This window comes from Aquipuribacter sp. SD81 (assembly GCF_037153975.1).
Lineage (GTDB): Bacteria > Actinomycetota > Actinomycetes > Actinomycetales > JBBAYJ01 > Aquipuribacter.
Genome location: NZ_JBBAYJ010000023.1, coordinates 1 through 18,246, shown reverse-complemented (window position 1 = coordinate 18,246; position 18,246 = coordinate 1). Strand labels below are relative to the sequence as shown.

Here is an 18,246-nt window from a genome sequence, read left to right as displayed (position 1 = left end):
CCGGCGGCGTAGCGTTGGCGCATGAGGCCCGCTGCGCCCGCCGTCACCGCTGCCCCGGTGCGCACCACCCCGCCGCTGCGGGTCCTGCTCGGTCACGTGCTGCGACGGCACCGGCTCGCGCAGCGCCGCACCCTCGCCGACGTCGCACGCGCCGCGCAGGTGTCGACGCAGTACCTGTCCGAGGTCGAGCGCGGACGCAAGGAGGCCTCCTCGGAGGTGCTCGCCGCGCTGTGCCGGGCCCTGCTGCTCGACCTCACCGACCTGCTCGCGGAGGTCCGCGACGACGTGCTCGAGCTGCGGAGCACGGGCGCCGGGACGCGCGTCGTCGGCCTCTCCTCGCGCCTGGAGCGCGGCCCGGTCCGCTCGGTCCCCGAGGTCCGCGCCGCCGCCTGACCCCGGAAGGCCGGGTGCTCACCCGCGGTCGTGGGACGTCGCGGCGGCCCGTAGCCGGGCGCGGGTTGCGCGCGGTCCCGCGACCGAGATGTGTGCGCCTGGTCGTGGGACGTCGCGGCGGCCTCCGCGACCGGGTCACGACCAGGCCGTCCCACGACGGGGAGGTCGGGTGTAACGCCCCACCCGCGGCCGGACATGAGCGGGGTGTGGGACAGGGCAGGGGGACGAGGCGGTGACGACGGACCGCGAGCGCTTCGAGGACCTCTTCGAACGCTGCTACGACGCGCTCATGGCGTACGCGGTCCGTCGCACCGCCTCTGCGGACGACGCCGCGGACGTGGTGTCGGAGACCTTCACGACGGCCTGGCGCCGGGTCGCCGAGCTGCCGCCCGGCGACGAGGCGCGGCTGTGGCTGTACGGCACCGCACGTCGCGTCGTCCGCAACCAGCGCCGTGGCCTCCGCCGGCGCGAGGCGCTCGACGAGCGTCTCCTGCTGCATGCGCGGACGGCCTTCGCGCACGTCCGTGCGGTGGACCTGCACTCCCCCGACGGCGAGCTGCTCGCGGCGCTCGGGGAGCTGTCCGAGACCGACCAGGAGCTCCTGCGCCTCACCGCGTGGGAGGGGTTGGACGGGACGGAGGTCGCCCGGGTGCTCGGCGTCTCGCCGACGGCCGCGCGCGTGCGGCTGCACCGGGCGCGAGCCCGGCTCCGGGCGCGCTGGTCACGGCGGAGCACGACGACGGGCGACGGCGAGGGCCCCTCCGCTCCGCCACGGCCGGTCGGCACCGACAGCCACCCGACGCCGACGGGGGCGGTGGACCACTTCGTGCCCGTGGTGGGTCGCGGACGCGGCGAGGCGACGACGAGGAGGACGCGATGAACGAGCCCGGGGCCACCGACCAGCTTCTCGACCGGCTCGCGGCGGCTGATCCCGCGCGCCGCCTGCCCACGACCGACAGCCGCACGCTGCGCGGGCTGGCCGCAGCGGCGGCCGACGACTCGGCGCGCGGGTCGTCGCGACGGACCGGGACCCTGCCCCTCCCGACCGTCGTCCCCGCGGCGGCACGGCGCCCGTCCACAGGGGTGGGCGCGTTGCTCGTCGCCGCGGTCGTCCTCGTCCTGGCCGTCGGGTCGGCCGTCGTGGTGACGGGTCGACCGAGCGCCCTCGCCGAGGTCTCGGGGCGGGTGTCGGAGTGGACGGAGTCCCAGCCCGACCGCGAGGCCGAGGCAGCGCGCTACGAGGAGTGGCTGTCGGGCGTCCGGGGGTGCTTCGACGAGCAGTACCCGGACGCGGTCACCGTCGACGCGTCAGGCCTCCACGTGGCCGCGGACCGCCTGCCGGCCGGTGAGCGGCGGCAGTGGGACACGAGGACCTGCGTCCTCGCGGCCGGTGAGGCTCCTCGGCGCGCGCCCCTGAGCGACCGGGAGCTGCGCGCCCACCACGCCGCGCTGCGGAGCACCGCGACCTGCCTGGCGGCCAACCGGCTGGCGGCGGCCTCGAGCGACCCTGGGCTCGCCGGCCTCACGACGGCCTGGCGGGACCCGCGGCCGGCCTCCCCGCCCTGGACGCCGTACGCCGATGTCGCACCCACCGACCTGGTGCGGGCCTCGCAGAGCTGCCCCCTGCCCAGCCCACCGGCGCCGCCGGCGTGGGCGGAGGTGCAGTACGGGACCTGGTGGGGGCTCGACGCCACCGGCCTGTACGGCGAGGAGGCCGACCTGGGCGCCGGCGACCGGACCACGACCCACGCCGTCGCCTTCACGCGCGGGTCGGCGGAGGCCCAGGTCGCCTGCATGACGGCGAACGGGGTGCCTGCCGTCCTGCAGGACGACGGCGGGTGGCTGCTGGAGGACGAGGTGGTGGGGAGCGCGGACCGCGCGACCCGGGCGACGGCGGTCGACCTGTGCCTCCTCCGCCACCCGCGGCCCACCCGCTTCGACTGGGACGACCGCGAGGACGTCGCGGCCCTGTACGCGTGGTTCACGGACGTGCAGGCCCCCTGCCTACGGGCCCACGGCGTCGAGCCGGACCCCGCCCCCGGCCTCGAGGACTTCGTGCGCGACCCGTACGCGTACCGCCCGTACGGGGAGACGGAGGCGACGACGCTCGGCGACCACGACTCCTGGGTCGGGCTCACGACGGCCTGTGCCCAGGAGCCGCCCCTGGAGGAGCTGGCCACCGGCTGACGCTTTCGACCTCGACGCGAGAGGACACCTCCGCGACGACACGCCCGGTGGGGCGTCGCGGAGGCGCCCGCTCACACCGCGCGCGGCGGGGCGAAACCGTGCTGCACGACCGGCCGAGGGCCGACGAGGGAGCCCGGCAGGTCGGCCGCGCTCCGCACCACGTGGTCGACGAGGCCGTACTCGCGGGCCTGCTCGGCGTCGAACCAGCGGTCCCGGTCCCAGTCCCGGACCACCTGTGCGACGTCCTGGCCGGTGTGGTGGGCGATGCGCTCGGCCATCGTCGCCTTGACGGCCCGCATGTTCTCGGCCTGGATGGCGATGTCGGAGGCGGTGCCGCCGACCCCACCGAGCGGCTGGTGCATGAGGACGCGTGCGTGCGGCAGGGCGTAGCGCTTGCCGGGCGCGCCTGCGCAGAGCAGGAACTGCCCCATCGAGGCGGCGAGCCCCATCGCGACGGTGCACACGTCGTTCGGGACGAACTGCATGGTGTCGTACACGGCCATGCCGGCTGTCACCGAGCCGCCCGGGGAGTTGACGTACAGGTGGATGTCGCGCGTCGGGTCGTCGGCCGAGAGCAGGAGCAGCTGCGCGCAGACGGCGTTGGCGAGGGGGTCGTCGACCTGGGCGCCGAGCACGATGATGCGCTCGCGCAGGAGGCGGTCGCCGACGGGGTCGAGGGCAGCGGTCATGGTCGCAGCGTCGCCGCGCCTCGGGTCCGCTGACAGGGGCCTCTGCCCCGAGCGGATCTGCCGACGGCAGCAGCGTTCCGCGGTTGCGTACACCAGACAGGTGTACGTCACACCTTTCTGGTGTATCGTGCGGTCATGGCGCGCACGAACATCGACCTCGACGAGGCGAAGGTCCGCGCCGTCATGCGCCGGTACGGGCTGAGCACCAAGACCGAGGCGGTCGACATCGCCCTCACGTACCTGTCCGGCCAGCCGCTGACGATCGACGAGGCACTCGGCCGGCACGGTGCGCGCGACATCGACGACGTCCCGGCAGAGGACCCGGTCCCTCACGCGTGATCCTCGTCGACACCTCGGCGTGGGTGGACTTCGACCGCGCGACCGGCAGCCCGACCGACGAGCACCTCGTGCACCTGCTGCGCGACCGTCCGGACGAGCTCGCGACGACCGAGCCGGTGCTCATGGAGGTCCTGGCGGGGGCTCGCAGCGACACCGCGGCGCGACGGTTGCGGAGCCTGCTCCTGTCGGTGCGCCTGCTTCCGGTCGAGCCTGCGGCCGACTTCGAGGGAGCCGCGACCGTCTACCGCACGTGTCGCCGCCGCGGGATCACCCCGCACGGACTCAGGGACTGCCTCATCACCTGCGTGGCGATGCGCACGGGATCGCGCCTGCTGACCGCCGACGCCGACTTCCGGCGCATGACCACGGTGCTCCCCCTCGTGCTCGAGGAGCCGTGAGACGCGGACGGCTCAGTGCTGGACGCGCTCCTGCTCCTTGTCGGCGGGCTTCGTGTCGGCGGCGTCCGCGTCCCGCTCACCCATGGGGCGCTCCGGGCCGACGGTCGTGTCGCGCATCGTCTGGCGCTCGGTCTCGGCGTTGACCTCCGCGCCGAGCAGCACGATGAAGGCGGTGAGGTAGAGGAACAGCAGGAGGATCGCGACACCCGCGATGGCGCCGTACGTCTCGTTGTAGCTGCCGAAGTTCGACACGTAGAGGCTGAAGGCGATGCTGCCGAGCACCCACAGGACGGTCGCGACGACCGCACCGAGCGAGGCCCACGTCAGCTTCGGGTCGTCGCGGTCGGGGGCGAAGCGGTAGACCACGGCGAGGGCGACGGCGACGAGCGCGACGAGCAGGACCCAGCGGACGACCTGGGCGAGGACCGTCCCCACGATCCCGAGCCCGAGCGAGTCGAGCACCGGCGGCACGACCGCGACGAGCCCGACCGACAGGATGACGAAGACGATCGCGCCGAGGGTGAGCAGCAGGGCGAGGCCGCGCAGCTTGACGAAGCCGCGCGTCTCCTCCTCGTCGTAGGCGACGTTGACCGCCTTGATGAGGTTCGCCGTGCCCCCGGAGGCCGACCACAGGGCGAGCAGGACGGAGACGACGAGGCCGATGCCGAGCCCGCCGCTCTGCTGGCTCGCGACGTTCTCCATCTGCGTCGTGATGATGTCGCTCGCCCCGCCCGGCAGCCCCTCCGTGAGGTTCTCCGCCTGCTGGGCGGCTCGGTCCGGCGTCACGACCAGGCCCCAGATCGTGATGAGGGCGATGAGCGCCGGGAACAGCGACAGGAACGCGAAGAACGCGACACCCCCGGCGAGCATGGGCACGTTGTCGGCCTTGTTCTCCGCCCACGCGCGCTTCAGCACCTGCTTCCAGCCCGCCTTCGGGATCTCCCGCGGCGAGGACGCGTCGGCGCCGGGCTGCCTCGCCCCGTCCCGGACGTCGATGGTGCGGCTGCCGTCGCGTGTCGTCCTGCTCATGGGAGCGGGCGTACCCCGCCCGGGCACCGGCCATGCCAGTTCGTGGCCACGGGGCCGCCCCGGCGCGTACGGTGCGCTCCTGGCGCGACGCGGGAGGGGACGGCGTGGACGCTCTGGAACGACGGCTCGACAGGACAGCGGGGTCGGACCGGGTCGGGACGGTGGGCCGTCGGCCACGTCGCGCGGCCGGTCTGCCCCGGCTGCTGCACGTCGTCCTGCTCGTGTGGTGGACCGCTGTGCTGCTCGCGCTCCCGGTCGTCGGCGAGCGCGGGACGAGCGTGGCCGGGCTCCTGTCGGCCGTCGAGGCCGGCCGGGTCGAGGTCGTCGAGGTCACCGGCGGGCTGGCCGAGGACTCGACCGGCTGGGCGACGCAGACGGCGCGCTGGCGCGACGGCCTGGGGACGAGCGTCACCCAGCAGGTGCTCGTGCGGGGCACGTCGGTCGACGACGTGGGTGCCGACGGGCAGGTGTCGACGGTCGACCTCGCCGACCGGGTGCGCGCCGCCGACCCAGGCGTGGAGGTGCGCCGGCTGCCGCAGCCGACCGGCGGCGCCGGGGTCCTCGGCTACGGCCTCGACGTGGTCCCCGGCGCGGCCGCGGTGCCGCTGCTCGACCCTGCTGTGTTCGTGGTCGGCGGGTGGCCGGCCGCCGGTGTCGCCGTCGCGTGGTTCGGCCACATGCTGCTGGTCGGCAACGGCCCGCCGCCGAGGCGCGGGACGCGCTGGGGCTGGTTCTGGCTGCTGCTCCTGCCACCCGTCGGGCCGCTCCTGCAGCTGCTCGTCGGGTCCTGGGCCGGCCGCGAGCCACGACCCGGCGCTCCGGCGCGGTTCCGCCTGAACGGCTGGTGGGGGCTGCTCGTCCTCGTGCTGGTCGCCACCACGGTGAGCCCGCCGGTCTGAGCCAGCCCGCCCCGGGCCGCCGGTCGCGGCGGACGCGGTCGCAGCGGACGTCCCCGTGCGGTCGTCCGCGTGCGGGTGCGGACCGTCGCTGTGGCACGGTGCCCGGGTGAGCGTGCCTGCCTCCCCGCCACGTCCCGGGCCCGTCGAGACCCGTGACCGCCTGCTCGCGCCTGACCTCGCCCGGGGTGTGGCGCTGCTCGGCATCGCCCTGGCGAACTGCGTCGTGTGGCTGCCGGGCCGCGACATCGGGCCGCTCGGCAAGCCCGTGGACGGCTCGGCCGCCGACCGGGCCGTCGACACGGTGGTCGGCCTGCTCGTCGACAACCGCGCCTTCCCGATGTTCACGCTGCTGTTCGCCTACGGCTTCGTGCTGCTGCTGCGGCGCATGGCGGCCCAGCAGCTGCCGTGGCCGGAGGCGCGCGCGGTGCTGCTGCGCCGCAGCCTGTGGCTGGCGGTCTTCGGGGCGGCGCACATGCTGCTGCTGTTCTTCGGCGACATCCTGCTGAGCTACGGCCTGCTCGGGCTGATGCTCGTGTGGGTCGTGCGCTGGAGCGACGCGCGGTTGAAGGTGCTCGGCTGGTCGTGCCTCGTCGCCCTCGCGGGCCTGTCCGCGCTCGACGGCCTCGGCGGTGCGCTCGACCAGGACCTGCCCGGCCCGCTGCGGCAGGGCACCGTCGTGGGCGACGCGGTGTGGCGCCTGCTCACGCTCGTGAGCACGGTCTCGACGGCACCCTTCGTCGTGGCGGCCCTCGTACCGCCCGCCGTCGTCGGCATCCTCCTCGCGCGGCGCCGGGTGCTGGAGCGTCCCCAGGAGCACCTGCCGCTGCTACGGCGCCTCGTGCTCGTCGGCTTCCCGGTCAGCGTGCTCGGCGCTGTCCCGCTGGTGCTCGCGGCGACCGGTGCCGTCGACCTCGCCACCGGCTGGGACCTGCTGCTGGCGACGGTCCACGGCCTCAGCGGTCTCGTCGGTGCGGTGGCCTTCGTGGCGGCGGTCGCGTGGTGGGCCGGCCGCCGTCCGGCCGGGCCGCGCCCCGGCGGGCTGCCGGGCGCCCTCGTCGCCGTCGGTCGGCGCTCGCTCACGTGCTACCTCCTGCAGTCGGTGCTCTTCACCGTCCTGCTGCCGCCGTGGGCGCTCGGGCTCGCCGACGGCGCGGGGACGGCGACCGTCTCCACGGTCGCCGTCGGGGTCTACGTCGTGACGCTCGTCGTCGCCGTCGTCCTCGAGCGCGCCGGCGACCCCGGACCCGCCGAGCGGCTGCTGCGCCGGCTCACCTACGGCTCCCGCAGGTCAGCGGGGGGTGACGGGACGGCACCCGTCCGGCCCTGAGGTTTTCACCGGACACCCAGGGGGTACTCAGACCGCGGCGTACGCGCCACCCCGTCGACCTGACGCGACGGGGACCCCGTCGCAAGGAGAACTCACGTGGGAATCATCGGTTGGATCGTCCTCGGTCTCATCGCCGGCCTGATCGCGAAGGCGATCATGCCCGGCAAGGACCCGGGCGGCATCATCGTCACGATCATCATCGGCATCGTCGGCGCGCTGCTCGGTGGCTTCCTCGCCTCCGCGCTCTTCAACGTCGACGTCAACGACAGCTTCTTCAGCTTCGCCACGTGGATCTCCGCCATCGTCGGCGCGCTGATCCTCCTCTTCATCTACCGCCTCGTGGTGGGTCGCCGCTCCTCGCGCGTCTGACCCGCCCCGCTCGAAGGCCCCGGTGACCACTCGGTCACCGGGGCCTCGTGCGTCCGGCCCACCGACGGCCGGCGCGACGGCGCAGCGTCAGTGCGCCATGTCCATGAAGCGCGAGTAGTGCCCCTGGAACACCACGGTGATCGTGTCGGTCGGGCCGTTGCGGTGCTTGGCCACGATGAAGTCGGCCTCGCCCGGTCTCACGTCCTTGTCGTAGGCGTCCTCGCGGTGCAGGAGCACGACCATGTCCGCGTCCTGCTCGATGCTGTTGTGGACCGCGACGCCGTTGGCGACGAAGTTGTGCTTGCCCACGACGGTCGCGTCGAAGACCGGCTCCACCCCGTCGCTCTCGATCTCCACGACCTCGTCCCACAGCAGGTCGTTGACGGCGTAGATCTCGAGCTCCGCGCTGTCGAGGAGCTCCGCCACCCGGGCGAGGCGCTGCCGGGACGGGGCGTGCTTCCACAGCCCGCTGCCGCAGAACTGCGTGCCCATCGCCGCCGCGAACTGACGGTGCGTCATGCCCTTCTCGGCGAGCACCTCGCGGACGTCGTCCCACACCTGGCGGGGCACGGTGTCCACGTTCGGGTTGCCCGGACGGTCGCGCACGATGGACAGCAGACGCCGCGCGTTCTCGCCCCGGTCGCCGTGGACACCGATCTCCTGCAGGAAGCGGCGCTGCTCGTCCACTCCCGAGACGTCGAGGGTCCACAGCTGTCGGTAGGTCCCCTTGCGGGTGGCCGTACGGAGCCGGGTCGAGATGCCGAACCGCAGGAGGAGCCGCGACACCCCGTCCACGAGGTCCCGGCTCGTGGACGCGTAGTAGACGCGGCCCCCGCGCCCGTCGCGCTGGACGGTCACGGAGCCGTCCGTGGCCCACAGGTGGCGCAGGAAGAGGGCGATCTGTCGTTTGGGCAGCTGGTGGACGGCTGCGGGCACGAACTTCTCGTGCGAGCGCAGCCCGAACAGCCCCAGCCCGTCGAGCCACTGCGCGACCGGGTTCCGGCGACCGTGCGTGAGGCGGTAAGGAGAGGGCAGGCGCAGGCTGGTGCACCGGGCGGACGGGTGGTCGTCCCGCACCGCGCTGATGCCGAAGTGGGTCGCCGCGTCGGTGACGGCGGCGAGATTGGCCTCGTCGACGCTCGCGTAGCGCAGCGGCTGCCTCCGCACGAACGACCCGTCGCCGAGCAGGTGGGCGAGCAGGACCACCTCGCGGTCGTCCCACGCCGTCACGAGCGACGGCGCCGGGACGTGTCGGGGGACGGCGACGCGCGAGCCCGGGCGCAGGTCACCGAGGGCGGTCCAGCCCTCGTAGGCCATGAAGGGGTGGTTGGCCGTCGCGCGCACCTCCTTGCCCGACGCCAGGCGCAGGCGGAACACCTCGCGCGTACCGGTGGGGAAGACGTGGGTGAGGTGGCGCGTGACGTAGCGGAGCGACTCGTCGAGCGACCACACCGGGACGTCGGTCGCCCCGGAGGCGTACAGCTCTCCCATCGTCGTCTCGGCGCCCGTGTCGGCGCGCAGCACCTTCGTGTCCGCGGTGAGGCAGCCGGACTCGCGCAGGTCGGACATCTGCGGCTTCTTGTCGGTGCGCTGCTCAGGGCCACGGTTCAGCTGGCTGATGGCGATGAGCGGCACCTCGAGCTCCTTGGCCAGCAGCTTGAGCGCGCGGGAGAACTCGCTCACCTCCTGCTGCCGCGACTCGACGCGCTTGCCGGAGGTCATGAGCTGCAGGTAGTCGACGACGATGAGGCGCAGGTCGTGCTGCTGCTTGAGCCGGCGGCACTTGGCCCTGATCTCCGGCAGGGACATGTTGGGGCTGTCGTCGATGAACAGCGGGGCGTCGTTGCTCTGACCGAGGACGCGGGCGATCTTCTGCCAGTCGCTGTCCTGCAGCTTGCCCGTGCGCAGCGCCTGCAGCTTGATGCCCGCCTCGGCCGAGATGAGCCGGGTCGTGATCTCGGTCCGGCTCATCTCCAGGCTGAAGATGACGGTCGCCATGTTGTGGTGGATGGCCGCCGCACGCGCAACATCTAGTCCCAGCGTCGACTTCCCTACAGCCGGCCTCGCCGCCACGACGATCATCTGGCCCGCCTGCAGCCCGTTCGTCAGCTGGTCGAAGTCGCGGAAACCCGTCGGCACGCCGTGCATGCCGTCGGGGCGGGACTCCATCTCCTCCAGCTCGGTGACGGTGTCCTGCATGACCTCCGACAGCGGCCGGTAGTCGTCCCGCGACTGCCGCTCGGTGACGGCGTACACCTCGGCCTGCGCCTGGTTGACGATGTCGTCGACCTCGCCGCCCTCCCCGGCGTAGCCCAGGCCGGCGATCTTCGTGCCGGCCTCGACGAGGCGGCGCAGGACGGCCTTGTCGCGGACGATGCGGGCGTAGTACGCCGCCGACGCCGCGGTGGGGACGGTCGCGACGAGGGTGTGCAGGTACGGCGCCCCTCCGACCCGGTTGAGCTCGCCGCGCCGACCGAGGACGTCGGCGACGGTGACGGGGTCGGCCGGCTCGCCGCGCCCGAAGAGGTCGATGACCGCCTCGTAGATCATCTCGTGCGCGGGACGGTAGAAGTCGAGGCCCTTGAGCACCTCGCTGACGTCGGCGACGGCGTCCTTGCTCAGCAGCATCGCGCCCAGCGCGCACTGCTCGGCCATCACGTCCTGCGGCGGCATCCGCTCCAGCCCGCTGGGACCGGACTGCGCCCCCGGACGCCCGTGCTCCAGGTCGACCGGCGTCTCCGCGATGCTCACGTCCCCATCCCTCCCCGGGGGTGCCCCCGTCGCCCTCGGCCGTCTCGCGACGACCGTCCGCGTGTCGCCCTCCGGTCTACGCCTTCCCCCGGACACATGGTCGTGCGGAGGCCGGCGACCCCCACGACGCCCTCGCTCCGAGGTGGTCCGGGGCGCGACGCTAGGGGGCCGCACCGCGACGCGCCAAGCCCGTCGTGCACAGGGCCTGTGGACGGTCTGGGGACGGCCGGACGACCGTGCAGCGCAACCGCAGGCCGCGTTGTCCACCTCTGTGGACGGCTCTGTGGACGACACACCGGCGCGCTCGCGACTTCTGCGACGATCAACGCTCTGACCAGCAGGAACACCCCCACCGGGGGTGTGGAGGAAAACTCGTGGCGCGGTGGACGGCGCGTGTCCACGCCTCGGGCGCGGAGGAGCGGCACGCGGTGTGCGGCAGAATCGCCCGGTCGCCGACCTGCGGCGCCCGGTGTCGGCCCGTCCGTTGTCCACACGCTGTCCACACCGTCCGACGACGAGAGCCGACGACCGTGCCCCCGCCCGAGACAACCGCTGGTCAGCCGGTGCCCGGCCCCGTGCCCGCGCCGCCCGCCGCCGGTCCGCGCGAGGTCCTCGCCCTCGCCGTCCCCGCGCTCGGCGCCCTCGTCGTCGAGCCGCTGTTCCTCCTCACGGACACCGCGATCGTCGGCGCGCTCGGGACCGAGTCCCTCGCCGGGCTCGGCGTCGCCTCCGCCGTGCTGTCGACGCTCGTCGGCCTCTTCGTCGTCCTCGCCTACGGCACGACCGCATCGGTCGCACGCCGCCTGGGGGCGGGTGAGCTCCGCCGCGCGCTCGCCGTCGGTGTCGACGGGTGCTGGCTCGCGCTCGGCACCGGTCTCGTCGTGGCGGTCGTCGGCGCCCTCGCCACACCGACCGTGGTCGCGGCCTTCGGCGTCGCCGACGGCGTCGCGGCCGAGGCGAGGACCTACCTCGCCGTGTCGATGGCCGGCGTGCCGGCGATGCTGCTCGTCCTCGCCGCCACCGGCGTGCTGCGGGGCCTGCAGGACACCCGCACCCCGCTCGTGGTCGCGGCGGTCGGTTTCACGTGGAACGCGGTCCTGTCCCTCGTGCTCGTGCACGGGCCCGGTCCCCTGCCCGCGCTCGGCATCGCCGGCTCCGCCTGGGGCACGGTGGTGGCCCAGTCGACGATGGCCCTGTGGCTCGTCGTCCTCGTGGTCCGCGGGGCCCGACGGCACGACGCACCGCTGCGCCCGCACGGCGCGGGCGTCCTCGCCGCCGCCCGAGGCGGGGTCCCGCTGCTGCTGCGGACGGTGACCCTGCGCGGCGCGCTGCTCGCGACCGTCGCCGTGGCCGCCACGACCGGCGCCCCCTCGCTGGCGGCGCACCAGGTCGTCTTCACGTGCTGGACGTTCGGGGCCTTCGCCCTCGACGCGCTCGCCATCGCGGCGCAGGCGCTCACCGGCCGCAGCCTCGGGGCGGGCGACGCCGAGGGCACGCGGGCGACGACCCGTCTCATGGTGCGGTGGGGGGTCGGTGGCGGCGCCGTCCTCGGCGGGCTCGTGGCCGCGGCCTCCCCGGTGCTGCCGTGGCTGTTCAGCGACTCCGCCGACGTCCGCGCCGGCATCACCGCCGGCCTGCTCGTGGTCGGCGCCACCGCACCGCTCGCGGGCTACGTGTTCGTGCTCGACGGCGTGCTCATCGGTGCGGGGGACGGCGCCTACCTCGCCCGGGCGGGCGTCCTCGCGCTGCTCGCCTACGCGCCCCTCCTCGCGGTCGTGCCGCTGGCCGGGCTTCGGGGGACGGTCGGGCTGGTCCTGCTGTGGGTCGCCTTCGCCGGCGGCTACATGGCCGCCCGGGCCGTCACGCTCGGGCTGCGGGCCCGCTCCGACGGCTGGCTCGTGCTCGGCGCCGGGTGACCGGACCGAACCCGACCCGCCCCGAACCCACCTCGAACCCGCTCCACGCGCACCCGGAGACGGCGGAGGGCGGCCCGCCGCAGCGGACCGCCCTCCTCCGTGGGGCGCGTGCCGACGTCAGCCGGCGACGACCTCGACGTCCACGCTCGCGGTGACGTCGGGGTGCAGGCGCACCTGCACCGTGTAGCTGCCGAGGGACTTGATCGGCTGGCCGATCACGACCTTGCGGCGGTCCACCGACGGCGCGCCCGCGGCCTCGAGGGCCGTGGCGACGTCGGCGGGCGTGACGGCGCCGAACAGGCGGCCGCTCGCGCCGGCCTTGGCCTGCAGCTGCACGGGGGTCTCCTGCAGGCGGGCGCGGACGGTCTGCGCCTCCTCCACGCTCGCGATCTCGCGCGAACGACGGGCCCGCTGGATGGCGGTGACCTGCGCCTCGCCGCCCTTGGTCCACGGCGTGGCGAGGCTGCGGGGCAGGAGGAAGTTGCGGCCGTAGCCGTCCTTGACCTCGACGACGTCGCCGGGCTCGCCGAGCCCGTCGACCTCCTGGGTGAGGATGAGCTTCATCTCGGGGTCCTCCCTCAGCGACCGGAGCTCGAGTACGGCAGCAGCGCCATCTCGCGCGCGTTCTTGATGGCCTGGGCGATCTGACGCTGCTGCTGCACCGTCACACCCGTGACCCGGCGGGCGCGGATCTTGCCCCGGTCGGAGATGAACTTCCGCAGCAGGGCGGTGTCCTTGTAGTCGATGTAGTCGACACCCGCGGTCTTCAGCGGGTTCAGCTTCTTCTTGGGCTTGCGCAGCACCGGCTTCTTGGCGGCAGCCACGATCACTCCTCGTCTCGGTTCGGGTACCCGGCGCGCGTGCGCGCCGTGTCAGTTCTCTCGGCCGGCCCTCGGGCCGGGGTGACGGCCTCGGCCGCCGGGTGCCGTCGGCCCGCGGGCCGACGGTGCGAGGTCACGGTTCGGTCAGAAGGGGGGCTCGTCGTCCCCGCCGGCGTAGCCACCGGCCGCCGGGCCGGTCGCCCACGGGTCGGCGTAGCCGCCCTGACCGCCGCCCTGCTGGCCGCCCTGACCGCCGCCGGACCAGCCGCCCTGGCCGCCCTGCTGGCCGCCCTGACCGCCCTGACCGCCCTGACCGCCGCCGGACCAGCCTCCCTGGCCGCCCTGGCCGCCGCCCTGCTGGCCGCCGCCGAAGCCGCCGCCCCCGCGCTGGGTGCGGTTGACCTTCGCGGTCGCGTAGCGCAGCGACGGGCCGATCTCGTCGGCCTCCAGCTCGATGACGGTGCGGTTCTCGCCCTCCTTGGTCTGGAAGGAGCGCGACTTCATGCGGCCCGTGACGACGACGCGCGTGCCCTTGGTGAGGGACTCCGCGACGTTCTCGGCGGCCTCCCGCCAGATCGAGCAGCGCATGAACAGCGTCTCGCCGTCCTTCCACTCGTTCGACTGCCGGTCGAACGTGCGGGGCGTGCTCGCGACGGTGAAGTTGGCGACGGCGGACCCGGACGGCGTGAACCGCAGCTCCGGGTCGCCGGTGAGGTTGCCGACGATGGTGACGATGGTCTCTCCGGCCATGCTCGTCCTCCTCGTCAGCGGGCGTCGGGCCGGATGAGCTTCGTCCGGACGACCGACTCGTTGAGGTTGAGCTGGCGGTCGAGCTCCAGCGCGGCCGCGGGCTCGGCCTTCATGGTGACGACGGCGTAGATGCCCTCGTTCTTCTTGTTGATGGGGTAGGCCATGCGGCGCCGGCCCCACACGTCGACCTCGTCGACGCTGCCGCCCGCCTCGCGGATGACCGAGAGGTAGCGCTCGAGGCTCGGGCCCACGGTGCGCTCCTCGAGGTCCGAGTCGAGGATGATCATGAGTTCGTACTGACGCATGTCAGGTACCCACCTCCTGTGGTCTCGTCGGCCACGGGCGATCCGTGGCAGGAGGGTGCGTGCGTCGTGCCGACCGGTGCCCGTCGGAGGGCGGTCCGGCCCGGGCGCGGGGCCCGAGGCACAAGCCTCGATGGTACCGCCACGGCCGCGGGTCCCCGTACCACCTGCGGCGGGGTCCGGGTCGCGGGCCTACGTGAAGCGGACGAGGGGACGGTCCTGCCCGCGGGCGAGGACACCGGCGGTCGGGTCACCCCCGCCGGCTGCCTGCCGGACGTCGTCGGAGGCCGGGTGCCGGTCGCGCTGCCACGCGCACCAGGCGAGCCACGCGACGGCGGCGAGGCGCCCGACGAGCAGCGCGGCGTAGAAGCCCGGCGGCAGCGCCCGGTCGGACTGCGACAGCCCGACGAGGAACTGCCACACCGCGACGACGTACGCGGCCTCGGCCGCCCACCACCACAGGTGGTCCCGCCAGCGGGGGACCGCGAGCGCCGCCCACGGCAGCAGCCACAGCGAGGCCTGCACGGGCACGGTCTTCGACACCAGCAGGCTGAGGGCGACGAGGACGAGCACGACGACCGGCAGGCGGGGGGCCACCGGGGCCGACAGCACCCACACCGCGACGGCCCCGACGACGACCGCGGTCAGCACCGCCTGCGCGAGGGCCGTCTGCGCGCCGGTCGGGACCCGCACCGCGACGCCCTCGTCGGCGAGCAGGCGGGGCAGCACCATGAGCGAGCCGTAGCCGGCGTCGGAGGACCACCAGCCGCGCGCGGGGGCGGTCCACGCCTGTGGCGCGAGCACCGCGAGGGGCAGGTTGACGACGGCCCACGTGAACGCGGCGGTCGACACGGTCGTCACGGCCTCCCGCACCCGCTGCCCGCGCAGCGCGAGCAGCAGCAGCGCGAGCGCGACGAGCACCACGTGGAAGCGGGCGGCGACCGCGAGCCCCAGCACCGCACCGGCGAGCACGGGGCGCTCCCGCGCCCACGCCACCACCGCCAGCGCCCCGAGGGCGACGCCGAGGAGGTCGGCGGAGACGAGCCCCGACAGCAGGACCACCGGGCTGACGGCGACGAGCAGCGCGTCCCACGGCCGCGACCCGGCCAGGCGCGCGACCGCGAGGACGAGCGCGACGAGCGCGGCGGCGGCGAGCACCGCGTACACGTCGAGGAACACCCGGGGGCCGAGGTCGACCCCCTCGGCCGCCGGGGCGACGGCGGCGGCCACGCGCTCGACCGGGACCGCGACCAGCGCGACCAGGCCGAGCAGGAACGTCGTGAGCGCGGGCTGGCCGACGCCGTCGCCCGCCTCCGCGCCCAGCCCGAGCACCGCGGCGGGCGTGCCCCCGATCGTCGCGTAGACCACGGCGACGTCGCTGTAGCACGTGTGGACGAACTGCCCGGGGGTCGTCCACCCGGCCGTGCGGCAGTGCTCGAGCCGCACGAGCGCGAGCGCCCCGGTCACCGCCGCGACGAGGGCGAGCACGCGCCCCGCCGACCACCACGGGTGGGCGGGCGAGGCCAGGCGCGAGCCCGCCGGGCCGCCGAGGACGCGGCTGGCCCAGCGGGCGAAGGGGTCGTGACGGGTCGGCGCCACGACCGGTGCGCTCACGGCAGGGGACCGATGCTCGGCGGGGCGGGACGTCCACCGCCGCCGCCGCCGGCACCACCACCGCCGGCCCCGCCACCGCCGCCACCGCCGCCACCGCCGCCACCGCCGCCACCGGCCCCGCCGTCACCGGGACCGCCGGACGGCTCCGGCTCGGGCTCCGGCTCGGGCTCCGGGTCCTCCGTCGGCGTGGGGGTCGTGGTCGGCGTGGCCGTCTCGGTCGGCGTGGGGGTCGGGGTGGGGGTGGGGGTCGGCGTCGGCGTGGGGGTCGGCTCCTCCGTCACCGTCTCGGTCACCACCTCCGGCTCGGGGGCCGTGTCCACGGGCTCCGGCTCGGGCTCCGGCGCCGGGTCGCGGGAGAACTCGCGCGTGGGCGACGGCACGGCCTGCGAGCGCTCGGGGAAGTCCAGGACCTCCTCGCCCTCGAGCGCGGCGGCCATGAGGTCGGTCCAGATGTCGAGCGGGAAGGAGCCGCCCGTCGTGGTCTCGCGGCCCGGGATCTCGATCTTGACGGGGTTCCCCTCCTCGTCGACCTGGTAGATGCCGACCGCGGTCACCAGCTGCGGCGTGTACCCGACGAACCAGGCCGAGCGGCCGGCCTGGGACGTGCCGGTCTTGCCGGCCACGGGCCGGTCGAGCGACTGCGCCGTGTCGCCGGAGCCGCGCTCGACGACCTGGGTGAGGGCGTACGTCGCGTCGGCCATGACGTCGGCGTCGAAGACCCGGGAGCCCTCGACGTCGGGCTCGTAGGCCACCGCGCCGTTCGGCTGCTCGACCCGGGCGATGGTGTGCCACTCCCGCCGCACGCCCTGCGCCGCGAAGGTCGAGTACGCCTGCGCCATGTCGACCACGCGCGGCGACGCCGCGCCGAGCACGTTGGACAGGAACGGCTCCAGCCCGGCGGTGTCCTCGGGCAGGCCGGCGCGCAGGGCGACGTCGACCGTCGTCTCGGGCCCGATCTCGGAGTTGAGCGCGACGTAGGCGGTGTTGACGGAGTTGGCGGTCGCGTCGACGAGGTCGACGGTGCCGTAGTCGATCCCGCCGAAGTTCCGCACCGGCTGGTCGTAGCCGTCGAACTCCCGGCCCGAGTCGCCGTCGAAGGTCTGCGACAGCGGCACGCCCTGCTCCAGCGCGCCCACGAGCGTGAACGGCTTGAACGTGGACCCGGCCTGCAGGATGTCCTTCGTCGCGTGGTTGCGCTCCTCGGTGAGGTCCTCCCCGCCGTACATGCCGAGCACGCCGCCCGTGGCCGGGTCGATCGTCACCGCGCCGACGCGCAGCCCCTCCGGCAGCGTCTCGCCGTCGAGCTCCTCCTCGCTCGGCAGCCCGCTCTCGACCGCGGCCTCGACGGCGTCCTGGACCCGGGTGGAGAACGTCGTGACGACCCGGTAGCCACCGGTGTCGATCTCGTTCTCGGGGTAGCCGAGCTCGACGAGCTCCTCGCGGGCCGCCTCGAGCAGGTACCCGCGCGACCCCTCGTAGCGCGAGGAGGTCTCGGGCTCGACGGTCTCGGGCAGCTCGAGGGCGTCCGCCTCGGCCTGGGTGAGCTCGCCGGTGGCGACGAGGCCCTCGCGCACGTAGTCGAACCGCGACTGCGCCGCCTCGGGGTCGACGCGGGGGTCGTAGCTGTTCGGTGCGGGCAGCAGCCCGGCGAGCAGCGACGCCTGGGCGAGGTCGAGCTCGCTCGCGGGCAGCCCGAAGTAGGCCTGCGCGGCCGCCTCGATGCCGTAGGCGTTGCGGCCGAAGTACACGGTGTTGAGGTAGTCGGTGAGGATCTGGTCCTTGCTCAGGCGCTGCTCGACCTTGAGCGCGATGAAGATCTCCCGCACCTTGCGCTGGACCGTCTGGTCGGAGGTGAGGAAGTAGTTCTTCACGTACTGCTGGGTGATAGTCGACCCGCCGCCGGCCGGCTCGCCGCTGACGATGCCCCACGCGGCGCGCGCGATGCCCGTCGGGCTGATGCCCGGGTTGTCGTAGAACGTGCGGTCCTCGGCCGCCACGACGGCCTGCCTGACGGTCTCGGGGATGCCCTCGCCCTCGACGATCGTGCGGTCGATCTCCGCGAAGGTGCCGAGCACCGTCTCGCCGTCGGCGTAGTACACGGTCGTGGTCTGCGCGCCGACCGCCTCGTTGGGGTCGGGGACCGTCGTGCGGGCGTAGGCGATGCCGACGGCGGCGGCGCCGAGCAGCACCGCGACGAGCAGCAGGATGCCGAGCACCTGCAGCGTCCGGCGGAACCAGTGCCGGCGCGGACGCGCCGGCGGACGCCCCGCCCCACCCGGACCACCGGCCCGACCACCGGGACGCCCCGGCCCGCCCGGACGACCGGGCCCGCCCGCACCACCCGCGCGGCCGCCACCACCGGGGCCCGCGGGACGTCCCGACCCGTAGCCCCCCGACCCGTAGCCCCCCGACCCGTAGCCACCGCCGGCCGCGCCCCCGCGGGCGCCGCCCGCAGCGCCGGC

At 74.6% G+C, this 18,246-nt stretch carries 18 protein-coding genes; 9 read left to right on the top strand and 9 right to left on the bottom strand.

What is annotated here, in order from left to right:
- Positions 1-21 precede the first annotated feature (21 nt).
- The 3 genes from WAA21_RS13870 (at position 22) to WAA21_RS13860 (ending at position 2,580) form a co-directional block, all read left to right on the top strand.
- Positions 22-393, top strand: coding sequence for a helix-turn-helix domain-containing protein (locus tag WAA21_RS13870; RefSeq protein ID WP_336923414.1), 372 nt, complete (start codon positions 22-24; stop codon positions 391-393).
- Positions 394-625: 232 nt separating this feature from the next.
- Positions 626-1,273: an RNA polymerase sigma factor gene (locus WAA21_RS13865; RefSeq protein WP_336923413.1), complete on the top strand. Its 648-nt coding sequence runs from the start codon at positions 626-628 to the stop codon at positions 1,271-1,273.
- Complete coding sequence (locus WAA21_RS13860) at positions 1,270-2,580, top strand: hypothetical protein (protein WP_336923412.1); 1,311 nt, start codon at positions 1,270-1,272, stop codon at positions 2,578-2,580. The genes WAA21_RS13865 and WAA21_RS13860 overlap by 4 nt, the downstream gene beginning before the upstream one ends.
- Before the next feature lie 71 nt (positions 2,581-2,651).
- Here WAA21_RS13860 and WAA21_RS13855 read toward each other — a convergent pair whose 3' ends face one another.
- Entirely contained in the window at positions 2,652-3,269 is a 618-nt protein-coding gene (locus tag WAA21_RS13855; protein WP_336923411.1) for an ATP-dependent Clp protease proteolytic subunit, read from the bottom strand.
- 135 nt (positions 3,270-3,404) lie between these two features.
- On the opposite strand from WAA21_RS13855, the gene WAA21_RS13850 reads away from it, so the two are divergent.
- Entirely contained in the window at positions 3,405-3,608 is a 204-nt protein-coding gene (locus WAA21_RS13850) for a type II toxin-antitoxin system VapB family antitoxin (protein ID WP_336923410.1), read from the top strand.
- Positions 3,605-4,006 (top strand): type II toxin-antitoxin system VapC family toxin, encoded by a 402-nt coding sequence (gene vapC, locus WAA21_RS13845; protein WP_336923409.1) that lies wholly within the window; start codon positions 3,605-3,607, stop codon positions 4,004-4,006. Before WAA21_RS13850 ends, vapC begins: the two co-directional genes overlap by 4 nt.
- Before the next feature lie 12 nt (positions 4,007-4,018).
- Here the strand turns inward: vapC and WAA21_RS13840 are convergent, their stop codons facing one another.
- A complete protein-coding gene (locus WAA21_RS13840; protein ID WP_336923408.1) occupies positions 4,019-5,035 on the bottom strand; it encodes a YihY/virulence factor BrkB family protein in 1,017 nt (338 codons plus the stop codon).
- Positions 5,036-5,139: 104 nt separating this feature from the next.
- Here WAA21_RS13840 and WAA21_RS13835 point away from each other — a divergent pair, with 104 nt between their 5' ends.
- The 3 genes from WAA21_RS13835 to WAA21_RS13825 all read left to right on the top strand — a co-directional run bounded on the left by WAA21_RS13835 (position 5,140) and on the right by WAA21_RS13825 (position 7,630).
- Positions 5,140-5,934, top strand: a complete 795-nt coding sequence (locus WAA21_RS13835) for a hypothetical protein (protein ID WP_336923407.1) — start codon at positions 5,140-5,142, stop codon at positions 5,932-5,934.
- 106 nt (positions 5,935-6,040) lie between these two features.
- Complete coding sequence (locus tag WAA21_RS13830; protein ID WP_336923406.1) at positions 6,041-7,261, top strand: DUF418 domain-containing protein; 1,221 nt, start codon at positions 6,041-6,043, stop codon at positions 7,259-7,261.
- A 96-nt stretch (positions 7,262-7,357) separates the two neighbouring features.
- Positions 7,358-7,630, top strand: coding sequence for a GlsB/YeaQ/YmgE family stress response membrane protein (locus WAA21_RS13825; RefSeq protein ID WP_336923405.1), 273 nt, complete (start codon positions 7,358-7,360; stop codon positions 7,628-7,630).
- Positions 7,631-7,717: 87 nt separating this feature from the next.
- On the opposite strand, the gene WAA21_RS13820 is transcribed toward WAA21_RS13825, so the two are convergent.
- Entirely contained in the window at positions 7,718-10,303 is a 2,586-nt protein-coding gene (locus tag WAA21_RS13820; protein ID WP_336923465.1) for a replicative DNA helicase, read from the bottom strand.
- A gap of 641 nt (positions 10,304-10,944) precedes the next feature.
- On the opposite strand from WAA21_RS13820, the gene WAA21_RS13815 reads away from it, so the two are divergent.
- Positions 10,945-12,297: an MATE family efflux transporter gene (locus tag WAA21_RS13815; RefSeq protein WP_336923403.1), complete on the top strand. Its 1,353-nt coding sequence runs from the start codon at positions 10,945-10,947 to the stop codon at positions 12,295-12,297.
- Positions 12,298-12,414: 117 nt separating this feature from the next.
- Here WAA21_RS13815 and rplI read toward each other — a convergent pair whose 3' ends face one another.
- The 6 genes from rplI to WAA21_RS13785 form a co-directional block, all read right to left on the bottom strand.
- Positions 12,415-12,861, bottom strand: coding sequence for a 50S ribosomal protein L9 (rplI, locus tag WAA21_RS13810; protein WP_336923402.1), 447 nt, complete (start codon positions 12,859-12,861; stop codon positions 12,415-12,417).
- A 14-nt stretch (positions 12,862-12,875) separates the two neighbouring features.
- On the bottom strand, positions 12,876-13,121 hold the full coding sequence (gene rpsR / locus WAA21_RS13805; RefSeq protein ID WP_336923464.1) for a 30S ribosomal protein S18: 246 nt from the start codon (positions 13,119-13,121) through the stop codon (positions 12,876-12,878).
- 141 nt (positions 13,122-13,262) lie between these two features.
- Entirely contained in the window at positions 13,263-13,868 is a 606-nt protein-coding gene (locus WAA21_RS13800; RefSeq protein ID WP_336923401.1) for a single-stranded DNA-binding protein, read from the bottom strand.
- 14 nt (positions 13,869-13,882) lie between these two features.
- Complete coding sequence (gene rpsF, locus WAA21_RS13795) at positions 13,883-14,173, bottom strand: 30S ribosomal protein S6 (protein ID WP_336923400.1); 291 nt, start codon at positions 14,171-14,173, stop codon at positions 13,883-13,885.
- A 189-nt stretch (positions 14,174-14,362) separates the two neighbouring features.
- Positions 14,363-15,784 carry a hypothetical protein gene (locus WAA21_RS13790; protein ID WP_336923399.1) on the bottom strand — a complete coding sequence of 474 codons (1,422 nt, stop codon included), beginning with the start codon at positions 15,782-15,784 and terminating at the stop codon, positions 14,363-14,365.
- The gene (locus WAA21_RS13785) at positions 15,781-18,000 is read right to left on the bottom strand and encodes a transglycosylase domain-containing protein (RefSeq protein WP_336923398.1); all 2,220 of its coding nucleotides are present in this window, start codon (positions 17,998-18,000) and stop codon (positions 15,781-15,783) included. Before WAA21_RS13785 ends, WAA21_RS13790 begins: the two co-directional genes overlap by 4 nt.
- Between the last annotated feature and the right edge of the window lie 246 nt (positions 18,001-18,246).

Coding starts and splice junctions, on each gene's coding strand:
- WAA21_RS13870 (WP_336923414.1), top strand. CDS start 22: ATGAGGCCCGCTGCGCCCGCCGTCACCGCTGCCCCGGTGCGCACCACC.
- WAA21_RS13860 (WP_336923412.1), top strand. CDS start 1,270: ATGAACGAGCCCGGGGCCACCGACCAGCTTCTCGACCGGCTCGCGGCG.
- WAA21_RS13855 (WP_336923411.1), bottom strand. CDS start 3,269: ATGACCGCTGCCCTCGACCCCGTCGGCGACCGCCTCCTGCGCGAGCGC.
- WAA21_RS13850 (WP_336923410.1), top strand. CDS start 3,405: ATGGCGCGCACGAACATCGACCTCGACGAGGCGAAGGTCCGCGCCGTC.
- WAA21_RS13840 (WP_336923408.1), bottom strand. CDS start 5,035: ATGAGCAGGACGACACGCGACGGCAGCCGCACCATCGACGTCCGGGAC.
- WAA21_RS13820 (WP_336923465.1), bottom strand. CDS start 10,303: ATGCCGCCGCAGGACGTGATGGCCGAGCAGTGCGCGCTGGGCGCGATG.
- rplI (WP_336923402.1), bottom strand. CDS start 12,861: ATGAAGCTCATCCTCACCCAGGAGGTCGACGGGCTCGGCGAGCCCGGC.
- WAA21_RS13800 (WP_336923401.1), bottom strand. CDS start 13,868: ATGGCCGGAGAGACCATCGTCACCATCGTCGGCAACCTCACCGGCGAC.
- rpsF (WP_336923400.1), bottom strand. CDS start 14,173: ATGCGTCAGTACGAACTCATGATCATCCTCGACTCGGACCTCGAGGAG.